13 protein-coding genes are annotated in these 21,491 nt (G+C 58.8%); 10 read left to right on the top strand and 3 right to left on the bottom strand.

Annotated features, from left to right (window positions below; all coding sequences use genetic code 11):
• Positions 1-27 precede the first annotated feature (27 nt).
• The 5 genes from ACSEXW_RS00235 (at position 28) to ACSEXW_RS00215 (ending at position 9,993) form a co-directional block, all read left to right on the top strand.
• The gene (locus ACSEXW_RS00235) at positions 28-1,383 is read left to right on the top strand and encodes an ABC transporter substrate-binding protein (protein WP_438444074.1); all 1,356 of its coding nucleotides are present in this window, start codon (positions 28-30) and stop codon (positions 1,381-1,383) included.
• Between the two features lie 103 nt (positions 1,384-1,486).
• Positions 1,487-3,220, top strand: a complete 1,734-nt coding sequence (locus ACSEXW_RS00230) for a sensor histidine kinase (RefSeq protein ID WP_438444073.1) — start codon at positions 1,487-1,489, stop codon at positions 3,218-3,220.
• Complete coding sequence (locus tag ACSEXW_RS00225; protein ID WP_438444072.1) at positions 3,213-4,784, top strand: response regulator transcription factor; 1,572 nt, start codon at positions 3,213-3,215, stop codon at positions 4,782-4,784. The genes ACSEXW_RS00230 and ACSEXW_RS00225 overlap by 8 nt, the downstream gene beginning before the upstream one ends.
• Positions 4,785-4,852: 68 nt before the next feature.
• Positions 4,853-6,220, top strand: a complete 1,368-nt coding sequence (locus ACSEXW_RS00220) for an FAD-dependent oxidoreductase (protein ID WP_438444071.1) — start codon at positions 4,853-4,855, stop codon at positions 6,218-6,220.
• Between the two features lie 605 nt (positions 6,221-6,825).
• The gene (locus ACSEXW_RS00215) at positions 6,826-9,993 is read left to right on the top strand and encodes an alpha-mannosidase (protein ID WP_438444070.1); all 3,168 of its coding nucleotides are present in this window, start codon (positions 6,826-6,828) and stop codon (positions 9,991-9,993) included.
• Between the two features lie 84 nt (positions 9,994-10,077).
• On the opposite strand, the gene ACSEXW_RS00210 is transcribed toward ACSEXW_RS00215, so the two are convergent.
• Entirely contained in the window at positions 10,078-12,387 is a 2,310-nt protein-coding gene (locus ACSEXW_RS00210; protein WP_438444069.1) for an AraC family transcriptional regulator, read from the bottom strand.
• Between the two features lie 303 nt (positions 12,388-12,690).
• Between ACSEXW_RS00210 and ACSEXW_RS00205 the strand changes: the two genes are divergently transcribed.
• From ACSEXW_RS00205 to ACSEXW_RS00195, 3 genes are read left to right on the top strand one after another with little or no spacing between them, the layout of a single operon-like run.
• Entirely contained in the window at positions 12,691-14,232 is a 1,542-nt protein-coding gene (locus ACSEXW_RS00205; RefSeq protein WP_438444068.1) for an extracellular solute-binding protein, read from the top strand.
• A gap of 26 nt (positions 14,233-14,258) precedes the next feature.
• Entirely contained in the window at positions 14,259-15,218 is a 960-nt protein-coding gene (locus tag ACSEXW_RS00200) for an ABC transporter permease (RefSeq protein ID WP_438444067.1), read from the top strand.
• A 25-nt stretch (positions 15,219-15,243) separates the two neighbouring features.
• Complete coding sequence (locus ACSEXW_RS00195) at positions 15,244-16,125, top strand: carbohydrate ABC transporter permease (protein ID WP_438444066.1); 882 nt, start codon at positions 15,244-15,246, stop codon at positions 16,123-16,125.
• A gap of 50 nt (positions 16,126-16,175) precedes the next feature.
• On the opposite strand, the gene ACSEXW_RS00190 is transcribed toward ACSEXW_RS00195, so the two are convergent.
• Positions 16,176-17,408: a MerR family transcriptional regulator gene (locus ACSEXW_RS00190; protein ID WP_438444065.1), complete on the bottom strand. Its 1,233-nt coding sequence runs from the start codon at positions 17,406-17,408 to the stop codon at positions 16,176-16,178.
• Between the two features lie 20 nt (positions 17,409-17,428).
• Entirely contained in the window at positions 17,429-18,601 is a 1,173-nt protein-coding gene (wecB, locus tag ACSEXW_RS00185; RefSeq protein WP_438444064.1) for a non-hydrolyzing UDP-N-acetylglucosamine 2-epimerase, read from the bottom strand.
• 176 nt (positions 18,602-18,777) lie between these two features.
• Between wecB and ACSEXW_RS00180 the strand changes: the two genes are divergently transcribed.
• Positions 18,778-19,230 carry an AraC family transcriptional regulator gene (locus ACSEXW_RS00180; protein WP_438444063.1) on the top strand — a complete coding sequence of 151 codons (453 nt, stop codon included), beginning with the start codon at positions 18,778-18,780 and terminating at the stop codon, positions 19,228-19,230.
• Between the two features lie 120 nt (positions 19,231-19,350).
• On the top strand, positions 19,351-21,471 hold the full coding sequence (locus tag ACSEXW_RS00175) for a glycosyl hydrolase 115 family protein (RefSeq protein WP_438444062.1): 2,121 nt from the start codon (positions 19,351-19,353) through the stop codon (positions 21,469-21,471).
• The last annotated feature ends 20 nt before the right edge of the window (positions 21,472-21,491 follow it).

The following is a 21,491-nucleotide window of genomic DNA, read 5'->3' as shown; positions in this document are numbered from 1 at the left end:
CCACAATAAGTTCGAGGGGGAAGCAATATGAAAAAAGGATTGACCTTGGCCTTGACCCTGGCTCTGACCGCCTCTCTCACCGCCGCCTGCGGAGGGAGCAAGGAAGAGAGCGCCCCATCCGCCAGCCCGGCCGCATCGGCGTCCGGCACCGCGGTGAAATCCGGTGAACCGGTGAAGATCAAATTCTATACCTTCAAGGCCAACAAGCCCGAGGAGCCGTTCGTGCAAGCGGTCGATGCCTTCAACAAGGCACAGAAGGACGTTCAGGTCGAATACGTCGGACTGGTTCAGAACAACGACACCGTCGAATTCATGAACAAGCTGGACGTGCTGATGGCTTCCGGCGAGACGGTGGACGTCTTCCATACGGGCAACATGGATCATCTGATCGCCAGAGCGGCCCGCGGCGTTGTGGAGCCTCTGGATGCCTACTATACGAAGAACAGCTTGAACCCCAAGGACGAATATGTCATAAACCCGTCTATCAACGGGAAAACTTATGGCATGATTGCCACCTCCAACCAGATGCTGGTCGCCTTCAACAAGAATCATCTGGCCGAAGCGGGCCTGAAGCTCCCCGAGATGGGCTGGACCTGGGACGACTTCCGGGAGTACGCCAAGAAGCTGACCACCAAGGACCACTACGGCACCTACTTCCACAACTGGGGCGAATACCCCAATATGATCGCCTATAACGAGCTGCCCCATCCGCAGCTGAAGGAAGACGGCACCCCGAACTTCGACCACCCGAGCTTCAAGTACTTCTTCGAGCTTCGCCGGACCATGGAGAAGACGGACAAGTCCGTTCAGCCGTATGCCGATATCCTGGCCGCCAAGAACCATGTGCTGCAGCCGTTCTTCGCCGGCAAGGCCAGCATGATACCGGTCGGAAGCTTTATCATCCGTGCCGGCACCCTGTTGGATAAGTTCCCGCACGACTTCCAGATGGTCTATGCGCCCATGCCTCGCTCCTCGAAGGACGCCGAGATGGGACTGACCAACATCTCCGGCAGCTACCTGTCCATCGGAGCCACCTCCAAGCAGAAGGAAGCCTCCTTCAAGTTCATCCGCTGGATGTCCACCGAAGGCGCCAGCTACCTGAAGGACATCCCGGGCTGGAAGAAGATTGACGGCAAGAAGGTCCTGAACGAGTACTTCGGTGAATATTCCAAGCTGATCGACGTGGAATCCCTGTCCAAGACCTTGTTCGATCCGAAGGTGAAGATGCTGCCGACGAGCGTCTCCGTATCCTATGGCGCCGATCTGAAGACGGTCGTGGAGAATGCGTTCACGAAGTACATTTTGGAAGGCGTTTCCTTCGAGGAAGCCCAGAAGATCATGACCGACGAGAGCAACAAGATCATCAAGAAGAACCAGAAGTAATAGCGCCTCATCCAGAGAGAAGAAGAGGGAGCACCCTCTTTTTCTCTCTCTTTGTTCCCCGTATAATGAGAGGATCATGGGACAGGAAGAAGGGGACCCGCGGATGTTCAAGAACTGGATGAGTCAGATCTCGTTATACAAGCGCATACAGCTGTCCTTCCTGCTGCTCATCCTGCTGCCGTTCGCGGTGGTGACCTTCAATTCCTATCAATCCATTCAGAAGAATGTGATGCAGAGCATCGAAGGCTCCAACGCCAACGTGCTGGACCTGATCTCGGATCAGCTGAGCCAGCTTATCGACAGCATCTCCTTCTCGTCGGTTTACTTCTCCAACACCAAGGACTCCCAGCTGATGGACAGTCTGCGGGTGCTGAGCGAATCCCAGTCATTCAGCAACTACGAGAATTACTATCATTACGGAAGAATCAACTACCTCTCCAGCATCCTTATGATCCAGACCACGGATGCGGAGATGCGGCTCTTCCTGCTGAACCCGTCGTACCAGCTCATTGCGGGGAATCTGGAACAGCCTGTCTTCTCCGAGGTGAAGGATGCCGCTTTCCGGCAGGCGGCCCGGGTCGATATCCGCAATGACATCACGCTGCAGTGGTTCTATGTGAAGGATCCGGAGAAGGGCTCATTCTATTATGCGGCCCGGGTGATTAAGGATCCCGTCAACAACGAGCATCTGGCCACCATGTTCATCGGGATTCCCCAATCCTACTTCGACAAGCTGTTCGGCATTCCCGGCGGCGGCGTCCTGAGCCTCTATGATCCGGAGGGTACGAAGCTTCTGAGCAACCGGGAGGGACCGGCTCCGGAACCGGACGGGATGATCCGTTCGGAGACGGTCATTCCGAAGGTGGGCTGGAGGCTGGTCTACGAGACGCCGCGGTCCCAGGTGGCCGGACAGATTACCAAGGAATTCGCGGTTTCCGCCTATACCATCGGGGGTTTCTTCCTCGTCTTCCTTCTCTTCTCCATGTACCTGGCCAAAAGCATTCATACCCCCGTGCTCCGTATGCGCGAGACGGCGAAGGAATATGTCCGGGGCAACCGTTCCGTCCGGCTGCCCGTGACGGGGAAGGATGAGATGGCGCTGCTGGCCACCGCCTTCAACAAGACGCTGGACGACATCAACCGGCTCATCGAGCAGGTGGAGCAGGAGCAGGAGGAGAAGCGGGTGCTGGAGCTGGAGGCGCTGTTCTCCCAGATCCGCCCCCACTTCCTGCTCAATACCTTGAACTCCATCAAGGTGAAGCTGATCATGTCCGGCGACAAGGTGCACAGCCCGATGATGGAAGCCTTGATCTCGCTGCTCCGGGCTTATGTGCGAAGCCATGAGCCGGCCAGCCTGGCGGAGGAATGCAAGCTCCTGGACGATTACCTGCAGGTCATGCAGATCCGCAGCCAATTCCAGGTGGAATTCCGTCTTTCGGTTCCGGAGGAGCTGGCCGGCTTCCGGATTCCGCGGCTTCTGCTGCAGCCGATTGTGGAGAACGCGGTCATTCATGGCTTTGCCCTTCATCCGGAGGATGCGCGGGTAGAGCTGCAGGCCAGGATCGAGGACGACGTGTTGACGATTGCCATCGAGGATAATGGCAGAGGCATGACCGACGGGAAGCTGGCGGAGTTAAACGGCAAGCTCCGGCACAGGGAGGCGGGGGAATTCGCATCCAACCGCGGCGTGGGGCTTGTGAATATCGCACGGAGGCTGAAGCTGAGCTATGGACCGGGGGCGGAGCTCCTGGCCCGCCATGGAAAGACTGCGGGCTGCGTCTTCGTGCTTCGAATCCCGCTGCAGGATGACAACAAGGAGGAGGAGCGCCATGTATAAAGTGATGCTGGTCGATGATGATGTTCCCATGCTGGATTATATCGGCGGGATGCTTGACTGGAGCAGTCACGGCTTGGAGATCGCGGGCGAGACCTTCTCCAGCGAGCTGGCGCTGGACCTGTTCCGGCGGACGAAGCCGGATCTGGTCATTACGGACATCGGGCTGCCCGTCATGGACGGGATCGAGCTGGCTCAGCGGATGCGAAAGATCCATCCGGAAGTCCGGATCATCTTCCTGACCTGCTACGAGGAAGCCTCCTACCTGAAGAAGGCATTCCAGCTGGATGCGGATGATTACCTGATCAAGGATGAGCTGACGGAGCGAATGCTCTCGGAGGCGGTAGGCAAGTCCCTGAAGTGGGTCCGCGGCAGGGAGGAATCCCTGGAGAAGATCGCATACCGGAGCGATATCGAGCGGAACAAGGATGTGCTGAAGCAGCAGTTTTTCGAGCAGGTGCTGAAGGGCGGCAGCCAGAGGGAGACCCTGCAGTTCGGCGAGCGGTTGGGTATCCGCTGGACCGGGGAGCAGCTCTTCATGCTGCAGATGGTCCATCCCGATACCGGGGCGGTGGCGGAAGCCTACGACTTGGCGGACCTGCCTCTGCTCTTGTACGCCGTGTACAACATCGCCCTGGAGCTGGCGGTTCAAGACGGCCATATCACCCCCTTCCTGTATAAGGACGACCTGTATCTGGTCTGCCACGACCGGGCCGGGACGAAGGCGGACAGCACCCGGTACTTCACCTTCACGGAAAGGCTGATGGAGAAGACCAGGCAGTTCCTGAAGATCGGCTTGTATCCGGTCCAGACGGCGGAGTGGGTCGGTCTGGGAGGCATCGGCACCTTATATAAGAAGCTTCACCGGATCAAGGAGATGTGGTTCTATTCCGACAACGGCCGCCTTCCGGCTCCGGCGCAGGAGGCCCCGCCCCTGCCGGAACCCGAGGAATTCAAGAAGGAGCGGGCGATGGCGGCCAAGGCCTTCGAGGACGGGAACCCCGTCTTCCTGGATCTGGCGGTGGACGGCATCCGGGCGAAGGCCAAGCACAAGCGGTACCAGCCGCCATCCCTGCTGGGGGCTTGCGAGGAGCTGGTCCGGTACTTGGCCGGAGAGTTTCACTTCCAGCCGGCGCAGACCCTGTTCGGCACCCTGCAGCGGACCGTCCGGCTGGAGGAGGCGGTTGGTGTTCTGAAGGGGGAGCTGAAGAAGGGCTTGAAGCAGACGCTCTCGACCGAGCCTGTGGCCCAGGATGCGAGCCTGGCGCATATCAACCGGTTCATCGAGGATCATATTCATGAGACCGTCACCTCCATTGACGCCGCCAACCATCTGCGATTGAACTCGAGCTATTTCTCCCGCTTGTTCAAGAAGAAGACGGGGATCAATTTTACCGAGTACGTGCACCAATATAAGATGAAGATGGCCAAGCGCCTCTTGGACGACCCCGAGGAAACCGTCGAGAACGTGGCGTATACCCTGGGATATTCGGACCGGGCCTATTTCTCCAAGGTGTTCAAGAAGGTAGTGGGAACCAGCCCCAGCGAATATAAGCATTCCCGGTAAACCAGGAAGCCGAACGGGAAGCCGCATACAGTGGCCGGCGGGGAAGAAAGCATGAAGGAAGTGAACGAATGGTACGCGAGCAAGAAGAAGTAAGAGAATATGTTATCGGCCCGAAGGCCGTTCCCCTGGACGACCGGTGGGACGTCATCGTGGCGGGTGGAGGCCCGGCAGGCTGTACGGCAGCCGCAGCGGCCGCCAGGGAGGGGGCCCGGACCTTGCTCCTCGAGGCGACGGGCAGCCTCGGGGGGATGGGAACCTCCGGCCTGGTGCCGGCTTGGTGCCCCTTCTCCGATAAGGAGAAGATCATCTACCGAGGCATGGCCCTGAAGGTATTCGAAGCGCTGAAGCGCGCCATGCCTCATGTGCCCGGAGACGCCATGGATTGGGTGCCCATCGATCCGGAGAAGCTGAAGCGGGTGTACGACGATCTGGTGGTGGAAGCCGGAGCTACGGTGCTGTTCAACACGGTGCTGGCATCGGTGGAGACGGATGGGGCAGGCCGCGTGCAGACGCTTCTCGTGGCCAACAAGGGAGGGCTTCAGGCGTTGTCGGCCAAGGTCTTCGTCGATTGTACGGGAGACGCGGACATGGCGGTCTGGGCCGGGGCCGAGTATGACAAGGGAGACGACGGCGGAGACCTGATGCCGGCCACCCACTGCTTCAGCCTGGGCAATGTGGACGAATACGCGTACCGGCACGGACCGAATCTGCACGGAGAGAATGCGGGAAGTCCTATCTATGAGATCGTCCGGTCCGGCAAGTACCCCCACATTCCCGATTACCATGCCTGCAACAACCTGACGGCTCCGCGAACCGTAGGCTTCAACGCCGGCCACCTGTGGAAGGTGGACAATACCGACCCGTACTCCGTATCGGAAGCGCTGATCCAAGGACGGAGGATGGCCCACGCTTACCGCGACGCCCTGGCTGAGTATCAGCCCGCTGCCTTCGGCAATGCCTATGTGGCCGTGACCGGAACCCTGATGGGAATCCGGGAGACGCGCCGGATCCGGGGGGATTACGTGCTGACCGTAGAGGATTACGTAGAGCGCCGGAGCTTCCCGGATGAGATCTGCCGCAACAGCTACTTCATCGACATCCACCGCAGCGAAGCGGAGGAGAAGCAGGAAGAGGTGAAGAAGCCGCCGGTGCAGCATTACGGACCGGGAGAATCCCACGGCGTGCCTTACCGGTGTCTGGTGCCTCGAACGCTCCGGAACGTGCTGGTCGCCGGCCGGTCCATCTCCTGCGAGCGCCAGGTCCAGGGCAGTGTCCGGGTCATGCCCGTCTGCCTGGCCATGGGGGAAGCGGCAGGGATGGCGGCGGCTATGGCAGCCCGGACCCTCGGCGGCGAAGTCCGCTCGGTGGATACGGCGGCGCTCCGGCGGCGGTTGACGGAGGAAGGTGCCTACCTGCCGGAAGTGCCGCAGGTCTAGGTGTGGAAGACCGCGCGTGCGATTATGCGCTGCGCGTGAAGTAAACGCAGACCGCCCTGGCGGCTGCGTTTATTTTTTGTGGCGGCTGCCGATGCAGAGGCGATCCCGCTGCTGCTGTGGATCCTGGCGGTCAGCAGGATGGCGCATGCCCGACCTTCGCGTATAGGCAGTTTGGCGCTGATGGGCAGAGGTGGCCTTCGTGCTTGCGTGCAGCCGGTGGATGCTAACGGTTCTGAGCGTAGTTATTTGGCTCTTCGGGGCTCGAATGGTGCGCTAACGGTTCTGGGAAGCGTTATTCGCCGGCTCGGGCAAGTCTGAGCGCCCATCTTGCACTAATAAGCGCTGCAGCAACCGTTAGAAGGCGAATCTGCCTTCAAGCCGCCGAATAGCGTTTCTCACAACCCTTACAGTTTCTGTGCAGAGTGTGCTGGCTGCTGGGATGCGTCAACGCGGAACAAGGGATCAAGTCTCACGGCGGTTGTGGTTGCCGCCGTCGCCTTTATTCCCCCACCGGTTGGATGTATAGTGTAGATGGAATGGACACGATACTTCGAAACTTCTCTGTCCGGAGGGGACGTTGCCGGGGAGGAGACGGGAGGGACAAGATGTTTTGGACCTATGAGAAGCTCCAGAAGCAGCTGGGCGAATTGGCGCCTTACCGCTACCGGGAGGCCTTGGAGATCGGGGAGCTCCGGTTCCGGCCGGATGAAGAGGGTCGAATTGGGGCTTATCCCCCGGATCAGGGAACCGGAGAATGGACAATCCTGAAGCGGGGGGAGGCATGGTCGGGTTATGACCAATATGCCTGGCTGGCGGCCTCCGTACCGGTTCCTGCGGAGTGGGAGGGCCGCCGGATCGTCGGCTTGTTCGATTTTGGCCAGACCGGAGGCGGCAACAACAGCGGCTTCGAGTCGCTGCTCTTCGTAGACGGACAGCCGTACCAGGGAGTGGACAGCAATCACCAGGAGGTCTTCTTCGACGGCCGGTACGCGGGACACACGCTGGAGCTGGTCTTCCGCCTATGGTCCGGACTCGGCGGTTATGATCCGACTCCGGCTCCCCTGCGGCATGTGCTGCAGACGGCCCGGCTCTGCCTCCTGGACGAGGCGGCGGACGATCTATACTTCACAGCCAAGGCCGTGGTTGAAACGGCGGGCGAGCTGTCGGACAACCAGCCGGAGAAGCATACTCTCCTGTCGATGGCGGATAAGGCCTTCCTGAGGCTGAATTGGGCCAACCCGGGCTCCGAGGAATTCTACGCTTCCGTAGCGGAGGCGCGGACCTACCTGAGCTCGGAGCTTGGCAAGCAGCGCAAGGCAGCCGAGGTGGTGGTCCGATGCATCGGCCATACGCATATCGACGTCGCATGGCTGTGGCGCCTGGCCCACACGCGGGAGAAGGCCGCACGGTCCTTTTCCACGGTGCTCCGGTTGATGGAACAGTATCCGGACTATATTTTTCTCCAGACCCAGCCGCAGCTGTATGCCTATATCAAAAAGGATTACCCCGATATTTACCGGGAAATAATCGGGCGGGTCCGGGAGGGACGCTGGGAGGCCGGCGGCGCCATGTGGCTGGAGGCGGACTGCAATCTGAGCTCGGGGGAATCGCTGGTTCGGCAGCTGCTGTACGGCACCCGGTTCCTGAAGAGCGAGTTCGGGACGGACTGCACCTACCTCTGGCTGCCGGATGTGTTCGGCTACAGCTGGGCGCTGCCACAGATCCTTAAGAAGTCGGGCATTACCGCCTTCATGACGACCAAGATCAGCTGGAACCAATACAACCGCATGCCGGCAGACACGTTCTATTGGCGGGGCATCGACGGCTCGGAGATCCTGACCCACTTTGTGACGACGCCGGAACCGGGGGCAGGGGAGGGCGCGTTCTTCTACACCTACAACGGGGGTGTAACTCCCTTCTCCGTCAAGGGGATCTGGGAGGCCTACCGGAACAAGAGCCTGAACCGCAAGCTGCTGCTGGCCTACGGCTACGGCGACGGGGGCGGCGGGGTGAACCGGGAGATGCTGGAGATGCGGCGCCGTCTGGACCGGATCCCGGGTCTGCCGAAGGTGGAGACGGGGCGAGCGGACGAATATTTCCGGGAGCTGGAGGAGACGGTGGCCACAACCGAAGAGTACGTCCACACCTGGGACGGAGAGCTGTACCTGGAGCTCCACCGGGGCACCTACACCAGCCAGGCTTATAGCAAAAGAATGAACCGGAAGCTGGAGCTTCTCTTCCGGGAGACGGAATGGCTGGATGTCCTCTCGAGGGTGAAGGACGGCGTCAGCGGGATGCCGGACGAGGCGCTGCAGGAGGGCTGGAGGATCATCCTCCGCAACCAGTTCCACGATATCATACCGGGCTCCTCCATCGCCCCCGTCTATGAGGACAGCAAGAAGGAATACGCGGAGGCGGAGCGGCTGGGACGGTCCGTCTGGGAAGCGGCAGCCGTACGGTTGACAGCGGACGGCGAGCCGGACACGGAAGGGATCACCGTCCTGAACGGCTCCTCCTGGGAACGGACGGACCTGGTGGAGATTCCGGCGGACGCGGCTGCTCCGGGAGGGACGCCCTGGGTTGGTCCGTCGGGTGAGCCGTGCCATGCGCAGCGGACGGAGGAAGGCTGGCTTCTCCAGGTAAGCGGCCTGCCGCCGATGGGAAGCCGTTCTCTGCACCCGGCGGATCCGAGCTTGGATCTGCCCTCGGACCTGCCAGTCGCAGCACCGCTCTTCCACAGCGGGCCGGCCTACCTCGAGTCGCCGTATTACCGGCTGGAGTGGGACGGAAGCGGCCGGCTGACCCGGATCTATGATTTGGAGCATCGGCGCGAGGTGTTGAGCCCCGGAGCATTCGGCAACGAGCTCCAGGTGTTCGAGGATAAGCCCAAGAGCCGGCACGAGGCATGGGACATCGATATCTACTATACGCAGAAGCGGAAGACGGTCACCGACTGCCGTCAGATCCGCCTGCTCGAGAGCGGCCCCCTGCGGGCGGCGGTGGAGTTCACTTGGGTCTACGGCGGCTCCGTTCTCGTACAGAAGCTGATGCTCTATGCCCACAGCCGGCGGATCGACTTCGAGACCCGGGTGGACTGGCGGGAGCGGCGCCAGCTGCTGAAGGCGGCCTTCCCCGTGGCGGTTCGTTCCACAGAGGCCACGTACGACATTCAATTCGGCAACGTCAAGCGGCCCACCCACTGGAATACGAGCTGGGATTATGCCCGCTTCGAGACGGTCGGACACCAATGGGCGGACCTGTCGGAGCGGAACTATGGCGTCAGTCTGCTGAACGACTGCAAGTACGGCTACGGCATCAAGGACCATGTCATGCGGCTGACGCTGATCAAGTCCGCTATGGTTCCGGACCCCAAGGCCGACCAAGGGGAGCATCGGTTTACGTATGCCCTCTTGCCCCATGCCGGGGATTGGTACGAGGGGGGCACCGTCCAAGAGGCATGGGCGCTGAACAACCCTCTCACGTACATCCGGCGCTCCTCTGCACGCCGAGAGAATAAGGATTTCTCCCTCCTTCGTCCGTCCGTCCCGAACGTCATGATCGATGCGGTCAAGCGGGCGGAGGACGGCAGCGGCATCATCGTCCGGGCACACGAGTACGCCGGGATGCGCGGCGAGCTCCGGCTGGAGGCCGGTTTCCCCGTCACGGAGTGGCAGGAGACGGACCTGATGGAGCGGCCGGCCGGCGAAGCGCAGACCGGGCCGATCCGATGCGAGATCCGGCCCTATGAGATCAAGACCTGGCTTCTTCGCTGAGAAGACGCCTGCGAATCCCAGAATAACCAAAAGCCCAAGAATCTGGACGGTACTGTCCGTCCAGATTCTTGGGCTCTTACTATTTCACACCAGCCGCTTGAACTGCTCCCGGTATTGGCCCGGGGTTATGCCTTCCTGCCGCTTGAAGGAGCGGATGAAGCTCTGGGGGTTCAGATACCGGAGCTTATCCGAGATCTCCTTGACGGGCATGGACGTTTCCTTCAGCCAGATCTTGGCCTGCTGGAAGCGGTAGAGGATCAGGTATTCGCTGAAGGTCAGGTTCGTCTCCTTCCGGAAGACGCCGCTTAGGTAGTTGGCGTTGTAATGCAGCTCCGAGGCGCATTGCTCGATCGTCAGGTCCGTATCGTACCTCGCATGGATCAAGGTGATGACCTCCTCGGAGATGCTCCGGTACTGGGAGTCCTGCCGCTCCCGGTAGAGGGCGATTAGACCGGAGATGACGCTGGACCAGAACCAGCTCTCGATCTCCGCGGTCATCTGCAGGGTGCCGAGCTCCTCGTACAGGGAGGTGCCGCCGGCCTGGAGACGGTTCAGGGGAATGCCCGATTCCTGCATCCGGACCATCAGATTGTTGAGAAGCCGGACCATGAGCACCTGGTACTCCTTCGGGCCGAGATCATGCTTGAAGACGTTCGTTACAAATTGCTTCAGCAGAAGCCGCGCCCGGACCTCATCCGCCAGCACGATGGCATCGAACAGCTCGCTCTCGGTCAAGTGGGGATAGTCCAGGTGCACCTGGTGCCGTCCTTGGTTGACGGCCGAGTACGGGATGATCACCCGTTCCCCCAGGTGCATCCGGTGCCGGAGCGCCTCCAGCCCTTCCTGGTAGGCGCGGGAGGCCAGCTTCGGGTCCTCGAAGGGAAGGCTGATGCCGATGCTGACCGCAAGGCCCAGCAGTCGGTGGACCTGCTGCTGGATCGTCTCCGTCCATTCGTAGAGCCGTTCCTGAATCGGACCTCCACCATCGCTTTTCCAGCCCAGCAGCACCACCAGGGTAATCTCCACGACGACGGGAGGCAGCCGGTACGCGGCGGGAATGATCTCCTCCACCATATTATGAACGGCGAACAGGAGCAGGTCCCGGTCCTCCTTGCCGTAGGCGGTGTTCTCCAGCGTGTCGATCTGGACCGTCAGCACCGTCATCTTCTTCCAGCCGGCCAGCTGGTCGGTGAACCCGAACATCTCCATCTTCTCCATCATCTCGCTGCGGCGCATCCTTCCCTGATACAGCTTCACGAGGAAAAAACTCCGGGCCTGCTGCACATACTGGAGCGTCTCCCGCTCCAGCTTATCCTTGGACCGGGACAGTTCGTGCAGCCGGGCGCCGATCAGCTCGAACTCCCGGGGATCCTTGCCGCTCCGCGGCGGCTCCTGTCCCTCCGACTGCTTCAGCAGCCGACGGACCGGATGGTACATCTGCCGGGAGGTGCGCCAGGCGATGAGGAGGAAGACCCCGGCCAGGGCGAGGCAGATGACGAGCGTATAGTTGCCGATCTTCTTCGAGTCCCGGGTCAGGCTGCTGATGGAGAGCACGGAGATATAGGTCCACCGGTTAAAGTCGGACTTCATATAATTGGCGCTGTAGCTCCGCCCGCCGACGCTGACCTTATACCGTCCGGACATCTCGGTGAGCTGCGACGGATCGGGGATATAGCCGGCTTCACCGGCATCACGGCCGATCTTGGAGGCATCGGAATGGTAGATGATGCGGTTATGCTCATCCAGAATGATGACGCTTTCAGCATCGGACGGGGTGAAATTCAACAGCTTGCTGATGGTGCAGGCGGAGATATTGGCGTACAGCTGGCCCTTCTTCGCCAAGCTCCGTTCGGGCTGCTTGCGGACCAGACTGACCGTATAGGGGCACCGGGACGCAGGCGTTCCGTCCATATAGAACCAGGAGGTGGGATTCAGCACCCAGGAGCTTCGATCCGGAAGGGCCATCAGGCTCTGAAGCTCGGGGAGGTGGGAGTAGGAATCCAGATCGGTGAAGCCCGTATTCTTGATGATCCAGTTGTCGTCGAAGTTCACGAGCACGATGTCGTCCAGCTTGTTGTAATTGGACTGGGTGTTCAGAATTTCCCGGCGGAGGTCGTTATACAGCAGGAAATTATGAGCCGTCATCGGCTCCTCGAATACCTTCTGCATGATAGTGGAGAGCGCCAGCTGATTGAAGGAATGGTAGATGGTCTGCAGCGTCTGGTCTACATTGGACTTCATCTGGATCAAGAGCTGGACTTGGCCGCGCTCCACCTGCTTCTGGATCTCCTGCCGCGCCTGGGCATACGAGAGGATCCCCAGCAGAATGACAGGCAGGGTGCAGAGCATACATCCGAATAGCGTAAGCTTGGTTAAATAGCTGGTCCGGAACATTCGAATGCCTCCCGACGGGATGGTGGATGATTGTTTATTGTAGCAATGGGAAGGTTGGGCTTCAATGGGCGGAGCCGCCTAACAGGAAGGAACTGGGATAGGGATCATCACCGCCCGGTCCATGATTATCCCTTGCTTCCGAACGCCCTCTTCATAATCGGCATGAACCTTATCTCAGGTTGCTCCTGCATCGGCTGCGGATGCCGGAATACGAGCAACTGTTTATTTCGATTACAGTCTGCACGATCTATGCTGATCCTAAGCCGCCGGGGAAGCCGGCAGGATTCAGAAGGAGGAAGAGAGATGGGGAACGGAATCAAGAACGGACACATGGACCGCGGGATACGCTGGACAAGGTGGGGAGCGGCGGGATTATCCGTCGCACTGGCGGGATCGCTTCTAGCCGCATGCGGCAAGGAGGAGGGCGAAGGGGGAAGCGGTTCGGCGCAGGAGGCGCCGCTCAAGCTGACCGTTATGGCCAACCTGAGCACGCCGGAGGTGCCGGCGGATAAGATCGAGAAGCTCATCGAGGAGAAGACCAATACCCAGCTGGAGATTCAATGGGTGCCCGACGGCAGCTACGACGAGAAGTTCCAGGCCGCCCTGGCCACCGGCGCGCTGCCGCAGGCAGCCTATCTGAAGAACAACGCCTCCTTCGCTCCGCTACGGGAGACGATGAAGAACGGCATCTTCTGGGAGATCGGGCCTTATCTGAAGGACTACCCGTATCTAAGCAAGCTGAATCCGGAGACGCTGCGCAACATCTCGGTAGACGGGAAGGTCTACTCGCTGTACCAGGAGCGTCCCTTGGCCCGGCAGGGCATCATCTACCGCAAGGATTGGGCGGATAAGCTGGGGCTGCCTGAGCCCAAGACCACCGATGACCTGTACAATATGCTGAAGAAATTCAAGGAGGCCGATCTGGGAGGGGCCGGCAAGACCATCCCGCTGGCGGACCGGAGCGACCTGGTTTACGGCTCCTTCAAGACCTTGTCCTCCTACTTCGGAACGCCCAACGGCTGGTTCGAGAAGGACGGCAAGCTGGCCCCGGAGTTTACGTCGGAGGGGTATTTGACGACCATGAAATTCCTGAAGAAGCTGCACCAGGAGGGGCTCATTAATCAGGACTTCCCCATCACGAGCAAGACCGACCAGCAGAATCTCATGTATACGGGAAGATCGGGCATGTATATCGGCTCTATGCCGGATGTGGAGTCGATGATCGAACGGACGCTGCCGAACGTGAAGGAAGCCCGGTTCGACGTGATCAACCGGATCACCAGCCCGGCGAATGCCAAGCCGTCGACGTGGGCGCTGCCCGGCTTCGGTACCATGGTGCTGTTCCCGAAGTCGGCCGTGAAGTCGGAAGCAGAGCTGAAGCGGATTCTGTCCTTCTTCGACAAGCTGTGGTCCCCGGAGCTGGCCACCATGATGCGTTACGGGGTGGAGGGAGACCATTACACCTTGAAAGACGGCAAGGTCGTCGTCACGACCGACGCCAAGATCAAGGACAAGGAGCAGCGGGCCTATACCACCATGGCGCTGGCGGATACCACCAACGTGAAGCCGGCTCTGTACGCTACCGAAGCCCGGGAGAAGGCCGCCAAGCTGGAGCTGGAGGCCGTGTCCTTCGCCGTATCGGATCCGACCTACTCCCTGAATTCCAAGACCTTTAATGAGAAGGGCGGCAGGCTGCAGGAGATCATCAAGGACGCCACCTACAAGTTCATCCTGGGCAATATCGACGAGAAGGGCTTCAACGACGCCGTCCAAAAATGGAAAAATGACGGCGGAGCCGCCATCATCGACGAATTCAACCAACAATACAAGAAGCCGGCACGCTGATGCCGGCGAGGAGGAGAAGACGGGCGATGAACCAAACGGTGATTCATCCCGAACGGGCGGTCCGCCGCCCGGCTTGGACCGCAAGCCCCGCGTGGAAACGGTTCGTCCGCAACCGGTATATGTATCTGATGGTTCTGCCGGGGCTGGTTTATTTTATCGTGTTCCGCTATATCCCCATGTACGGCTTGGTCATTGCCTTCCAGGATTACCTGTCCTACAAGGGCATCCTGGGCAGTGAATGGGTGGGGCTGAAGCATTTCAACCGCCTCTTCGGGGATCCGGAATTCTGGCATGTCTTCGTCAACACCCTGGAGCTGTTCGTGTATAACATTCTCTTCTTCTTCCCGGTGCCCATCCTGCTGGCGGTCATGCTGAACGAGGCGGCCAGCGCCCGATTCAAGAGAGCGGTCCAGACCATCATCTATATTCCGCACTTCCTGTCCTGGGTCATTGTCGCCTCGATCTCCTTCGTCATGCTGACCTTGGACGGGGGGATTATTAATCAGCTTTTGGTCTATATGGGACATACCAAGGTGAACTTCATGATGAACCCGAACTGGTTCTATCCGGTGTATATCGCCCAAGTGGTATGGAAGGAGGCTGGCTGGGGAACCATCGTATACCTGGCGGCCATCGCCTCCATCGACCCCGGCTTGTATGAAGCGGCCCGGATGGACGGAGCCGGTCGGTTCCGGCAGATCTGGCACATCACCCTGCCCTCGATCCGGAGCGTCATCGTGGTCCTCCTGATCCTGCGCATCGGCAATGTGCTGGACATCAGCTTCGAGCACGTGTACCTGCTCTTGAACTCCATGAACCGGCAGGTTGCCGAGATTCTGGACACCTACGTATACACCATCGGCGTCAAGCAGGGGCAGTTCAGCTTCAGCGCCGCCGTCGGTTTTTTCAAATCCTTCGTTGCGCTCTTCCTGGTGGTCACCGCCAACCGGTTGGCCAAGAAGGCCGGGGAAGAGGGAGTCTATTAATCGTAAGCGGAAGGAAGGAACCTCCATGTTTCATGAGAAAAATTGGGGCAGCCGGATCTTCGATCTGTGCAACGTGCTGCTGCTCACCGTCATCGCGGTCGTCGTATTCCTGCCGCTGTTCCACGTCCTAATGGCTTCCTTCACCACGGCGGAGGAGCTGGCAAGGAAGCCCTTCATCCTGATCCCGGCCGAGTTCACCCTCTCCGCCTACCGGTACGTCATGTCCACGGACACGATCTTCCGGGCCATGACCGTATCCGTCGGGGTGACCGTCATCGGCACCTTGACCAGCATGGTGCTGACCTGCCTCATGGCTTACGGCCTGACCCGGAGAGACATGGACGGGAGGAAGGTCATCATGTTCCTGGTGGTGTTCACGCTGCTGTTTAACGGCGGCCTGATCCCCACCTTCCTGATCGTCAAGAATCTGGGGCTGATCGATTCCTACCTGTCCCTGATCCTGCCGACGGCGGTCAACGCCTTCAATCTGATCATCATGCGGACCTTCTTCCTGAACCTGCCGGAGGGAATCGAGGAATCCGCACGGATGGACGGCTGCAACGACCTCGGGGTTCTGTTCCGTATCGTCATTCCGTTATCGGCCCCCGCCATCGCCACCATCTCGCTCTTCTATGCGGTGAACTATTGGAACACCTTCTTCAACGCCATTCTCTACATCAACGACACGCACAAATGGCCGATCCAGGTGCTGCTCCGCCAGATCGTCATCGTGGCAAGCCAATTCCAGGGAGACTCCAGCGGACTGGGGGAGGACTTCGTCAAGCCGCCGGAGCAGACCATCAAGATGGCGGTCATCGTCATCTCCACGGTTCCCATTCTCCTGGTTTACCCGTTCATGCAAAAATACTTCGCCAAAGGGGCGCTTGTCGGCTCGGTGAAGGGATAAGGGGCTCTGGGTGTTCCAAAGATTACTTTGGACACCCTCTTTTATTTTGGCTATTGGCGAACGGCAACAAACAAACCGACATCCTTCGTAATCGGAATCGTCCCATCCTGTCTGATCGATTCGTTCAGCATGGTCTCAAGCTTGGACAAGCGGCTGTCGGTAAAATTTTCTCGCCCCTCGGGAGTGGTTCGTATGTAATCCAGGAGCGGCTTGGCATCGGTTACTCTCAAGGCATCCTCATAACGCAATAACCGGATCTCTGTGAAACCTGCTGCTTCTAGTTGGTCTTGCCCATTCTCCAATCCGAATTCGCAGGCGAAATCCTGGCGTCCATGCTCATAATGGGGGTTCAATTTACTTAGGAAGCCCTTGACTTCGATCATGTGGCGGCTCCCCATTGTGGATGCGAACAGCTTGCCTCCGGGCTTCAGAACACGTCTGATTTCCTTCAAGGCTTGGTGGCGTTCGCTTACATGGTAGAGCATATGATTGGCTAAGACGGCATCAAAGCTTGCATCCGGAAACGGGATGGAATGGGCGTCTGCAGACATAAAGCGAAGCCTGTCAGGGGACAGGTACGGCTTCAGCCCTTGCTTGGCGTCATTCAATATCCCTTCGGATAGATCCGTCAATGTAACGTCCCAGCCATCCGGAATCCGGTCCGCATTCCGCTGCCATAGGGTTCCGTCGCCGCAGCCCAACTCGAGGATGACACTCTGCTCCGGGATCATCAATTGATCGAATAGCCAATGGTGCCATTTGTACGGATTGACGCTGAAGCGATCGTGCATTCGGATTCTCGTTTGCAAGTTGAACGCGCTCTCGTATTCTTGATTCACAACCCGGATGATGGAAGCGAACAGCTCCCAAGCCGGATTGCTTTCATCGTACCTTTCCGTGGGGCCCGGCCGTTCATGCTCAACCTGCTCCAAGCTTTCCAGGAGCGAGAGGGTTTCCTTTACCGTTTTTTGGACGAGGCGGAGATGCTCCATCTTCTGCCCGATAATCGTACTCTGAATTCTCAAGGATTCCTTAAAATCCTCTTCATACCCGTCTCGATGAATGATTCCTCTGATCTCGTCAATGGTCAGGCCAATATACTTTAGCGTCAATATCCTTTGTAGTCGGGCCAGGTCCAGCTTGGTGTAACACCGGTGTCCCGATTCGGTTCGATAACTGGGATTCAACAGTCCCACCTTATCGTAAAATTGCACCGTGCGTTTGGTTACACCCGCCTTGGCGGCAAACTGTCCCGCGGTCATCCATTCCCCACGCTGCTCCATGATAAACCTCCACTGACCCTTCATTTCTCAGATATTAGAAATTCCTCGGGAAGCTCGGACTCCCATCCAAAATGATGGGAAATAATCTGTACGATTCGTTTCGAGGCCAGCCCGTCTCCAAAGGGATTGCGGGTGTGGGACATCGAAGCATAATAGGCTTCGTCCGTAAGAAGTCTGGCTGCGACCGCATGGATCGCTTCTTCCTCGGTACCGGCAAGCACGACGGAATTCGCAGAAACGGCTTCAGGCCGTTCCGTGTCATCACGCATCAAGATCAGGGGTTTATGAAATACGACCGCTTCCTCCTGAAGACCTCCGGAATCGCTCAATACGAGATAGGAACGTGACAACAAGTTAATCATATCAGGATAATCGATCGGATCAAGCAAATGGATTCTCTCATGTCCATGAAGGACTTGAAAGGCGGTCTCCCGAACGATCGGACTCAGATGAACCGGGAAAATCACGGATACATCCGGGTGCTCATCTGCAATACGCCGTATGGAACGGAACATTCGGGTCATGGGATGTCCATAGTTTTCTTTCCGGTGGGCGGTTATGGTCAGGATTCGGCGGTCCTTCTGTTGTTCTAGTATGTCATTTAACTTTGCTTCATGAAATACATAATCCGGTCGATGGGTCATTAGCGCCGCATCAACGGCAGTTTGTCCTGTCACATAAATGTCCTTCGAAGGGAAACCTTCTCTTAACAGGTTATCTCTGCTGACGAATGTAGGCACGAACAGAAAATCAGCTACCACGTCAATGATTCTTCTATTGATCTCTTCAGGCCAAGGAGAGTACTTATGGTGGGAGCGTAATCCCGCCTCAATATGGCCGACGGGTATTTGGTGAAAGTAGGCAACCATTCCCGCACAGACAGCCGTTTGAGTATCTCCATGAACGAGTATGAGATCCGGGTTCTCCTCACGGATCACCTGATCTAATCCGCTTACCGCCGAAGAGGTGATATAAGCAAGGGTTTGATTCTCTTTCATGAGGCTCAGGTCGAGGTCTGGAACCAAGTCAAAATGAGATAGAGCTTGGTACAGCTGCTCCCTATGCTGGCCAGTGACGATGAGCTTGGTTTCGAAATAATCCGGATGCCGTTGTAATTCTTGCACGACCGGACCCATTTTTGTAGCCTCTGGGCGTGTGCCGAATATCACCATTATTTTTTTGCGAGTAGCCATCAGTAACCATTCCCCTCTTGTATATGTGCTGCAGTACAAATGTAAGGGATGACGTTACGTCATATGCAAGAGATCGTTTTTCTTACCCAAAATTTTAAAATTAGGGGGTGTTTTCCATTTTATAGCATGTTAGCATACGAAGCAGTAAGGCATTCCAGAAGAGAGGAAGAGGTTGGATGGATATTCGAATGGAGGTATTCCCCGAATACCGAATCGTCTATATGAGGCGAACCGGGCCCTATGGACCCGCTAACGGCGAGGTGATGGAGGCCATGAAGGAATGGGCGCGGGGAAGAGGCTTGCTTACGGAGTCAGCGGTCTTATTCGGCGTTCCCCAGGATCCTCCCGGAACCACACCGCCCGAGGCGTGCAGGTATGACGCCTGCTTGGTCCTGCAGAAGGATGAGCCCCTGGATGAGTCGCTTCACGAAGGGAAGCTGGGAGGCGGAGAATATATGGTGTTGCCCATCCCGCATACGGCGGAAGCGGTTCAAGAAGCATGGGCGTCCCTTATGCCGACCTTGCACCGTTTGGGGCTTCAGCTTGACTTCCGGCCGATCCTGGAGAGATATAGGGGAGATTTGGTGAGCCATGGCTGGTGCGAGCTCTGCGTACCTGTCAAGCGGTAGCGGCCAACTTACACTGATTATTATCCAAGCAGGCCGGAATTCTTGATTCCCCTTGTGGAAGCGAACAGGATACGATAGGGGGAAGAGTGTCTAATTCTCAATTAAAAGGATGGGAACAGCATGTCTAATCCGCAAGATCTCCAGCTGGTGCTGAACGGAAGCAGCCGGGTCAGCCTTCCGGGCGGCTCCGGAACCCCGGTGGCGCATGCCATCCGCATGCTTAAGAGAGACTGGCTCCAGGTGCTGGAGCAGGAATGGGAGCTAGCGGCGGCTCCGGATCGAGCGGATCTGGTGATCCGATATGCCGGGAAGGAGGACGGCTTGGATCCCAGACCGGAGGCGTTCGGGTTCCGGTTTCCGGTGAAGAGCGATGGAGGCCGCCGGTTGGAGATCATCGGGTCGGATGATCTCGGGCTGGTCTACGGCATCTTGGAGTTCAGCAGGCGAATGCTGGGCGTGGAGCCCTTCTGGTTCTGGATGGACCAAGCCCCTGAACCGCGCAGAGAGCTTGTCATCCCGGTCGCAGAGTACGACGCGCCTGCACCGGCGGTTCGCTATCGGGGCTGGTTCGTCAACGATGAAGTGTGCCTGATCGGCTGGAAGGAGGCATATCCGCCCTCCCGTGAGATCTGGGAGCCGGTGTTCGAGACCCTGCTCCGATGCGGAGGGAATATGGTCATTCCCGGCACGGACCTGCCGAAGCACGGCATCCACGCGGATCTGGCGTCTGAGATGGGGCTGTGGGTCACCCATCACCATGCGGAGCCGCTGGGGGCCGAGATGTTCCTGCGGGCGTACCCCGACCGGATGGCCAGCTACCAGCAGGAGCCGGAGCTCTTCGAGGCCCTGTGGCGGGAGGCCATCGAGAAGCAGAAGGATCGCCGCATCGTCTGGGTCCTGTCCTTCCGGGGACAAGGGGATAAGCCGTTCTGGGAGAACGATCCGTCCTTCGATACGCCGGAGAAGCGGGGGGCCATGATCAGCCGGGTCGTCCGGCGGCAGTATGAGATGATCGGGGAAGAGGTGAAGGAGCCGGTCTGCTGCGTGGCCTTGTACGGCGAGATTGCGGAGCTGTACAAAGGAGGCTATCTCGATCTGCCGGAAGAGATCATCAAGGTCTGGGCGGACAATGGGTATGGCAAGATGGTGTCCCGGAGACACGGCAGCATCAATCACCGGGTACCCTCCCTGCCCCGGTCCGAGGATGCGGGGAAGCACGGCGTGTACTACCATGTGACCTTCCATGACCTGCAGGCGTCCAACCATCTGGCCATGTTCCCCGGCCCGGCGGACTTCATCCGCAGTGAGCTGGAGCAAGCGTTCCGGTCGGGCGCCTCCGAGTATCTGCTGGTGAACTGCGGCAATATCCGGCAGCATGTGTACCCGCTGGATCTGATCCATCGGCTGTGGATGGAAGGAACGACGGACAGCGAACTTCACCTGTCCGACTTTGTGGACCGGTATTACAGAGCCGAGGGACCTGCCGGTGCGGAGGCGTCCGGGCTGTCTGAGCTGCTGGAGCTGTACCGGACTTATCCGGCGGCGGCCATCTCCTACGGTCCGAATATAGACGATTGGGCGGGCGATGAGTTCTATCACCACCCGGCGCGCCGGATCATCGGCCACTGGCTGAGAGGAGAAGGGGATACTTCTGCCCGGGGATTGATCTGGGCCGCAGGCGAGCGGCCGTTCGCCGGACAGGTGGAATGGTTCGAAGGGAAGGCCAGGGAAGGGGCGGAGCGCTGGGAGGAGTGGACGTCCCGTTGTGAGCGGGTGATCCGGCAGCTGGAGCCTGGTCTTCGGCAGCGGGCCGCCGACCATCTTCTCTTCCACGGCACCCTGCACCGTTCCGGAAGCGATGGCCTGTACCGGCTGTGCCAAGCTTACCGGGCGTACCGGGAAGGGCGTTACCCCCAAGCCTTCGTCCGTGCATCCCAAGCCCTGTGGAGCTACCGGGAGGGGCAGCAGGCATTGGCAGCCGCCGAGCACGGCAAGTGGGCGGGCTTCTACAGGGCCGATTGGCTGACCAACATCGCGTCCACGATCGAGAATGTGGACACCCTCCGGAGATGGCTCCGGATGCATGGGGACAGCCCTGACTTTTTCCTGTGGTACAAGGAGTACCTGATGCCGGAGACGGAGAAGCATATCTACCTGGAGAACACCCATCGCAACCCGCTGTCCGACGATGATCTGGCGGCGAGGCTGAAGGAGTATTTCGAGGAGCGGTCTATTTTGTAACAGCAGGATTTGCAGGAATC

It is taken from the genome of Oryzibacillus soli (genome assembly GCF_051594765.1).
In the GTDB taxonomy this organism is placed as follows: Bacteria; Bacillota; Bacilli; order Paenibacillales; family NBRC-103111; genus Paenibacillus_AR.
Note: the sequence above shows the minus strand (reverse complement) of the source record. Positions and strands in the feature narration are given on the sequence as shown.

Bases quoted from the DNA above. Each gene is read 5' to 3' on its own strand.
- ACSEXW_RS00235 (WP_438444074.1), top strand. From the start codon at position 28: ATGAAAAAAGGATTGACCTTGGCCTTGACCCTGGCTCTGACCGCCTCT.
- ACSEXW_RS00230 (WP_438444073.1), top strand. From the start codon at position 1,487: ATGTTCAAGAACTGGATGAGTCAGATCTCGTTATACAAGCGCATACAG.
- ACSEXW_RS00225 (WP_438444072.1), top strand. From the start codon at position 3,213: ATGTATAAAGTGATGCTGGTCGATGATGATGTTCCCATGCTGGATTAT.
- ACSEXW_RS00220 (WP_438444071.1), top strand. From the start codon at position 4,853: ATGGTACGCGAGCAAGAAGAAGTAAGAGAATATGTTATCGGCCCGAAG.
- ACSEXW_RS00215 (WP_438444070.1), top strand. From the start codon at position 6,826: ATGTTTTGGACCTATGAGAAGCTCCAGAAGCAGCTGGGCGAATTGGCG.
- ACSEXW_RS00210 (WP_438444069.1), bottom strand. From the start codon at position 12,387: ATGTTCCGGACCAGCTATTTAACCAAGCTTACGCTATTCGGATGTATG.
- ACSEXW_RS00205 (WP_438444068.1), top strand. From the start codon at position 12,691: ATGGGGAACGGAATCAAGAACGGACACATGGACCGCGGGATACGCTGG.
- ACSEXW_RS00200 (WP_438444067.1), top strand. From the start codon at position 14,259: ATGAACCAAACGGTGATTCATCCCGAACGGGCGGTCCGCCGCCCGGCT.
- ACSEXW_RS00195 (WP_438444066.1), top strand. From the start codon at position 15,244: ATGTTTCATGAGAAAAATTGGGGCAGCCGGATCTTCGATCTGTGCAAC.
- ACSEXW_RS00190 (WP_438444065.1), bottom strand. From the start codon at position 17,408: ATGGAGCAGCGTGGGGAATGGATGACCGCGGGACAGTTTGCCGCCAAG.
- wecB (WP_438444064.1), bottom strand. From the start codon at position 18,601: ATGGCTACTCGCAAAAAAATAATGGTGATATTCGGCACACGCCCAGAG.
- ACSEXW_RS00180 (WP_438444063.1), top strand. From the start codon at position 18,778: ATGGATATTCGAATGGAGGTATTCCCCGAATACCGAATCGTCTATATG.
- ACSEXW_RS00175 (WP_438444062.1), top strand. From the start codon at position 19,351: ATGTCTAATCCGCAAGATCTCCAGCTGGTGCTGAACGGAAGCAGCCGG.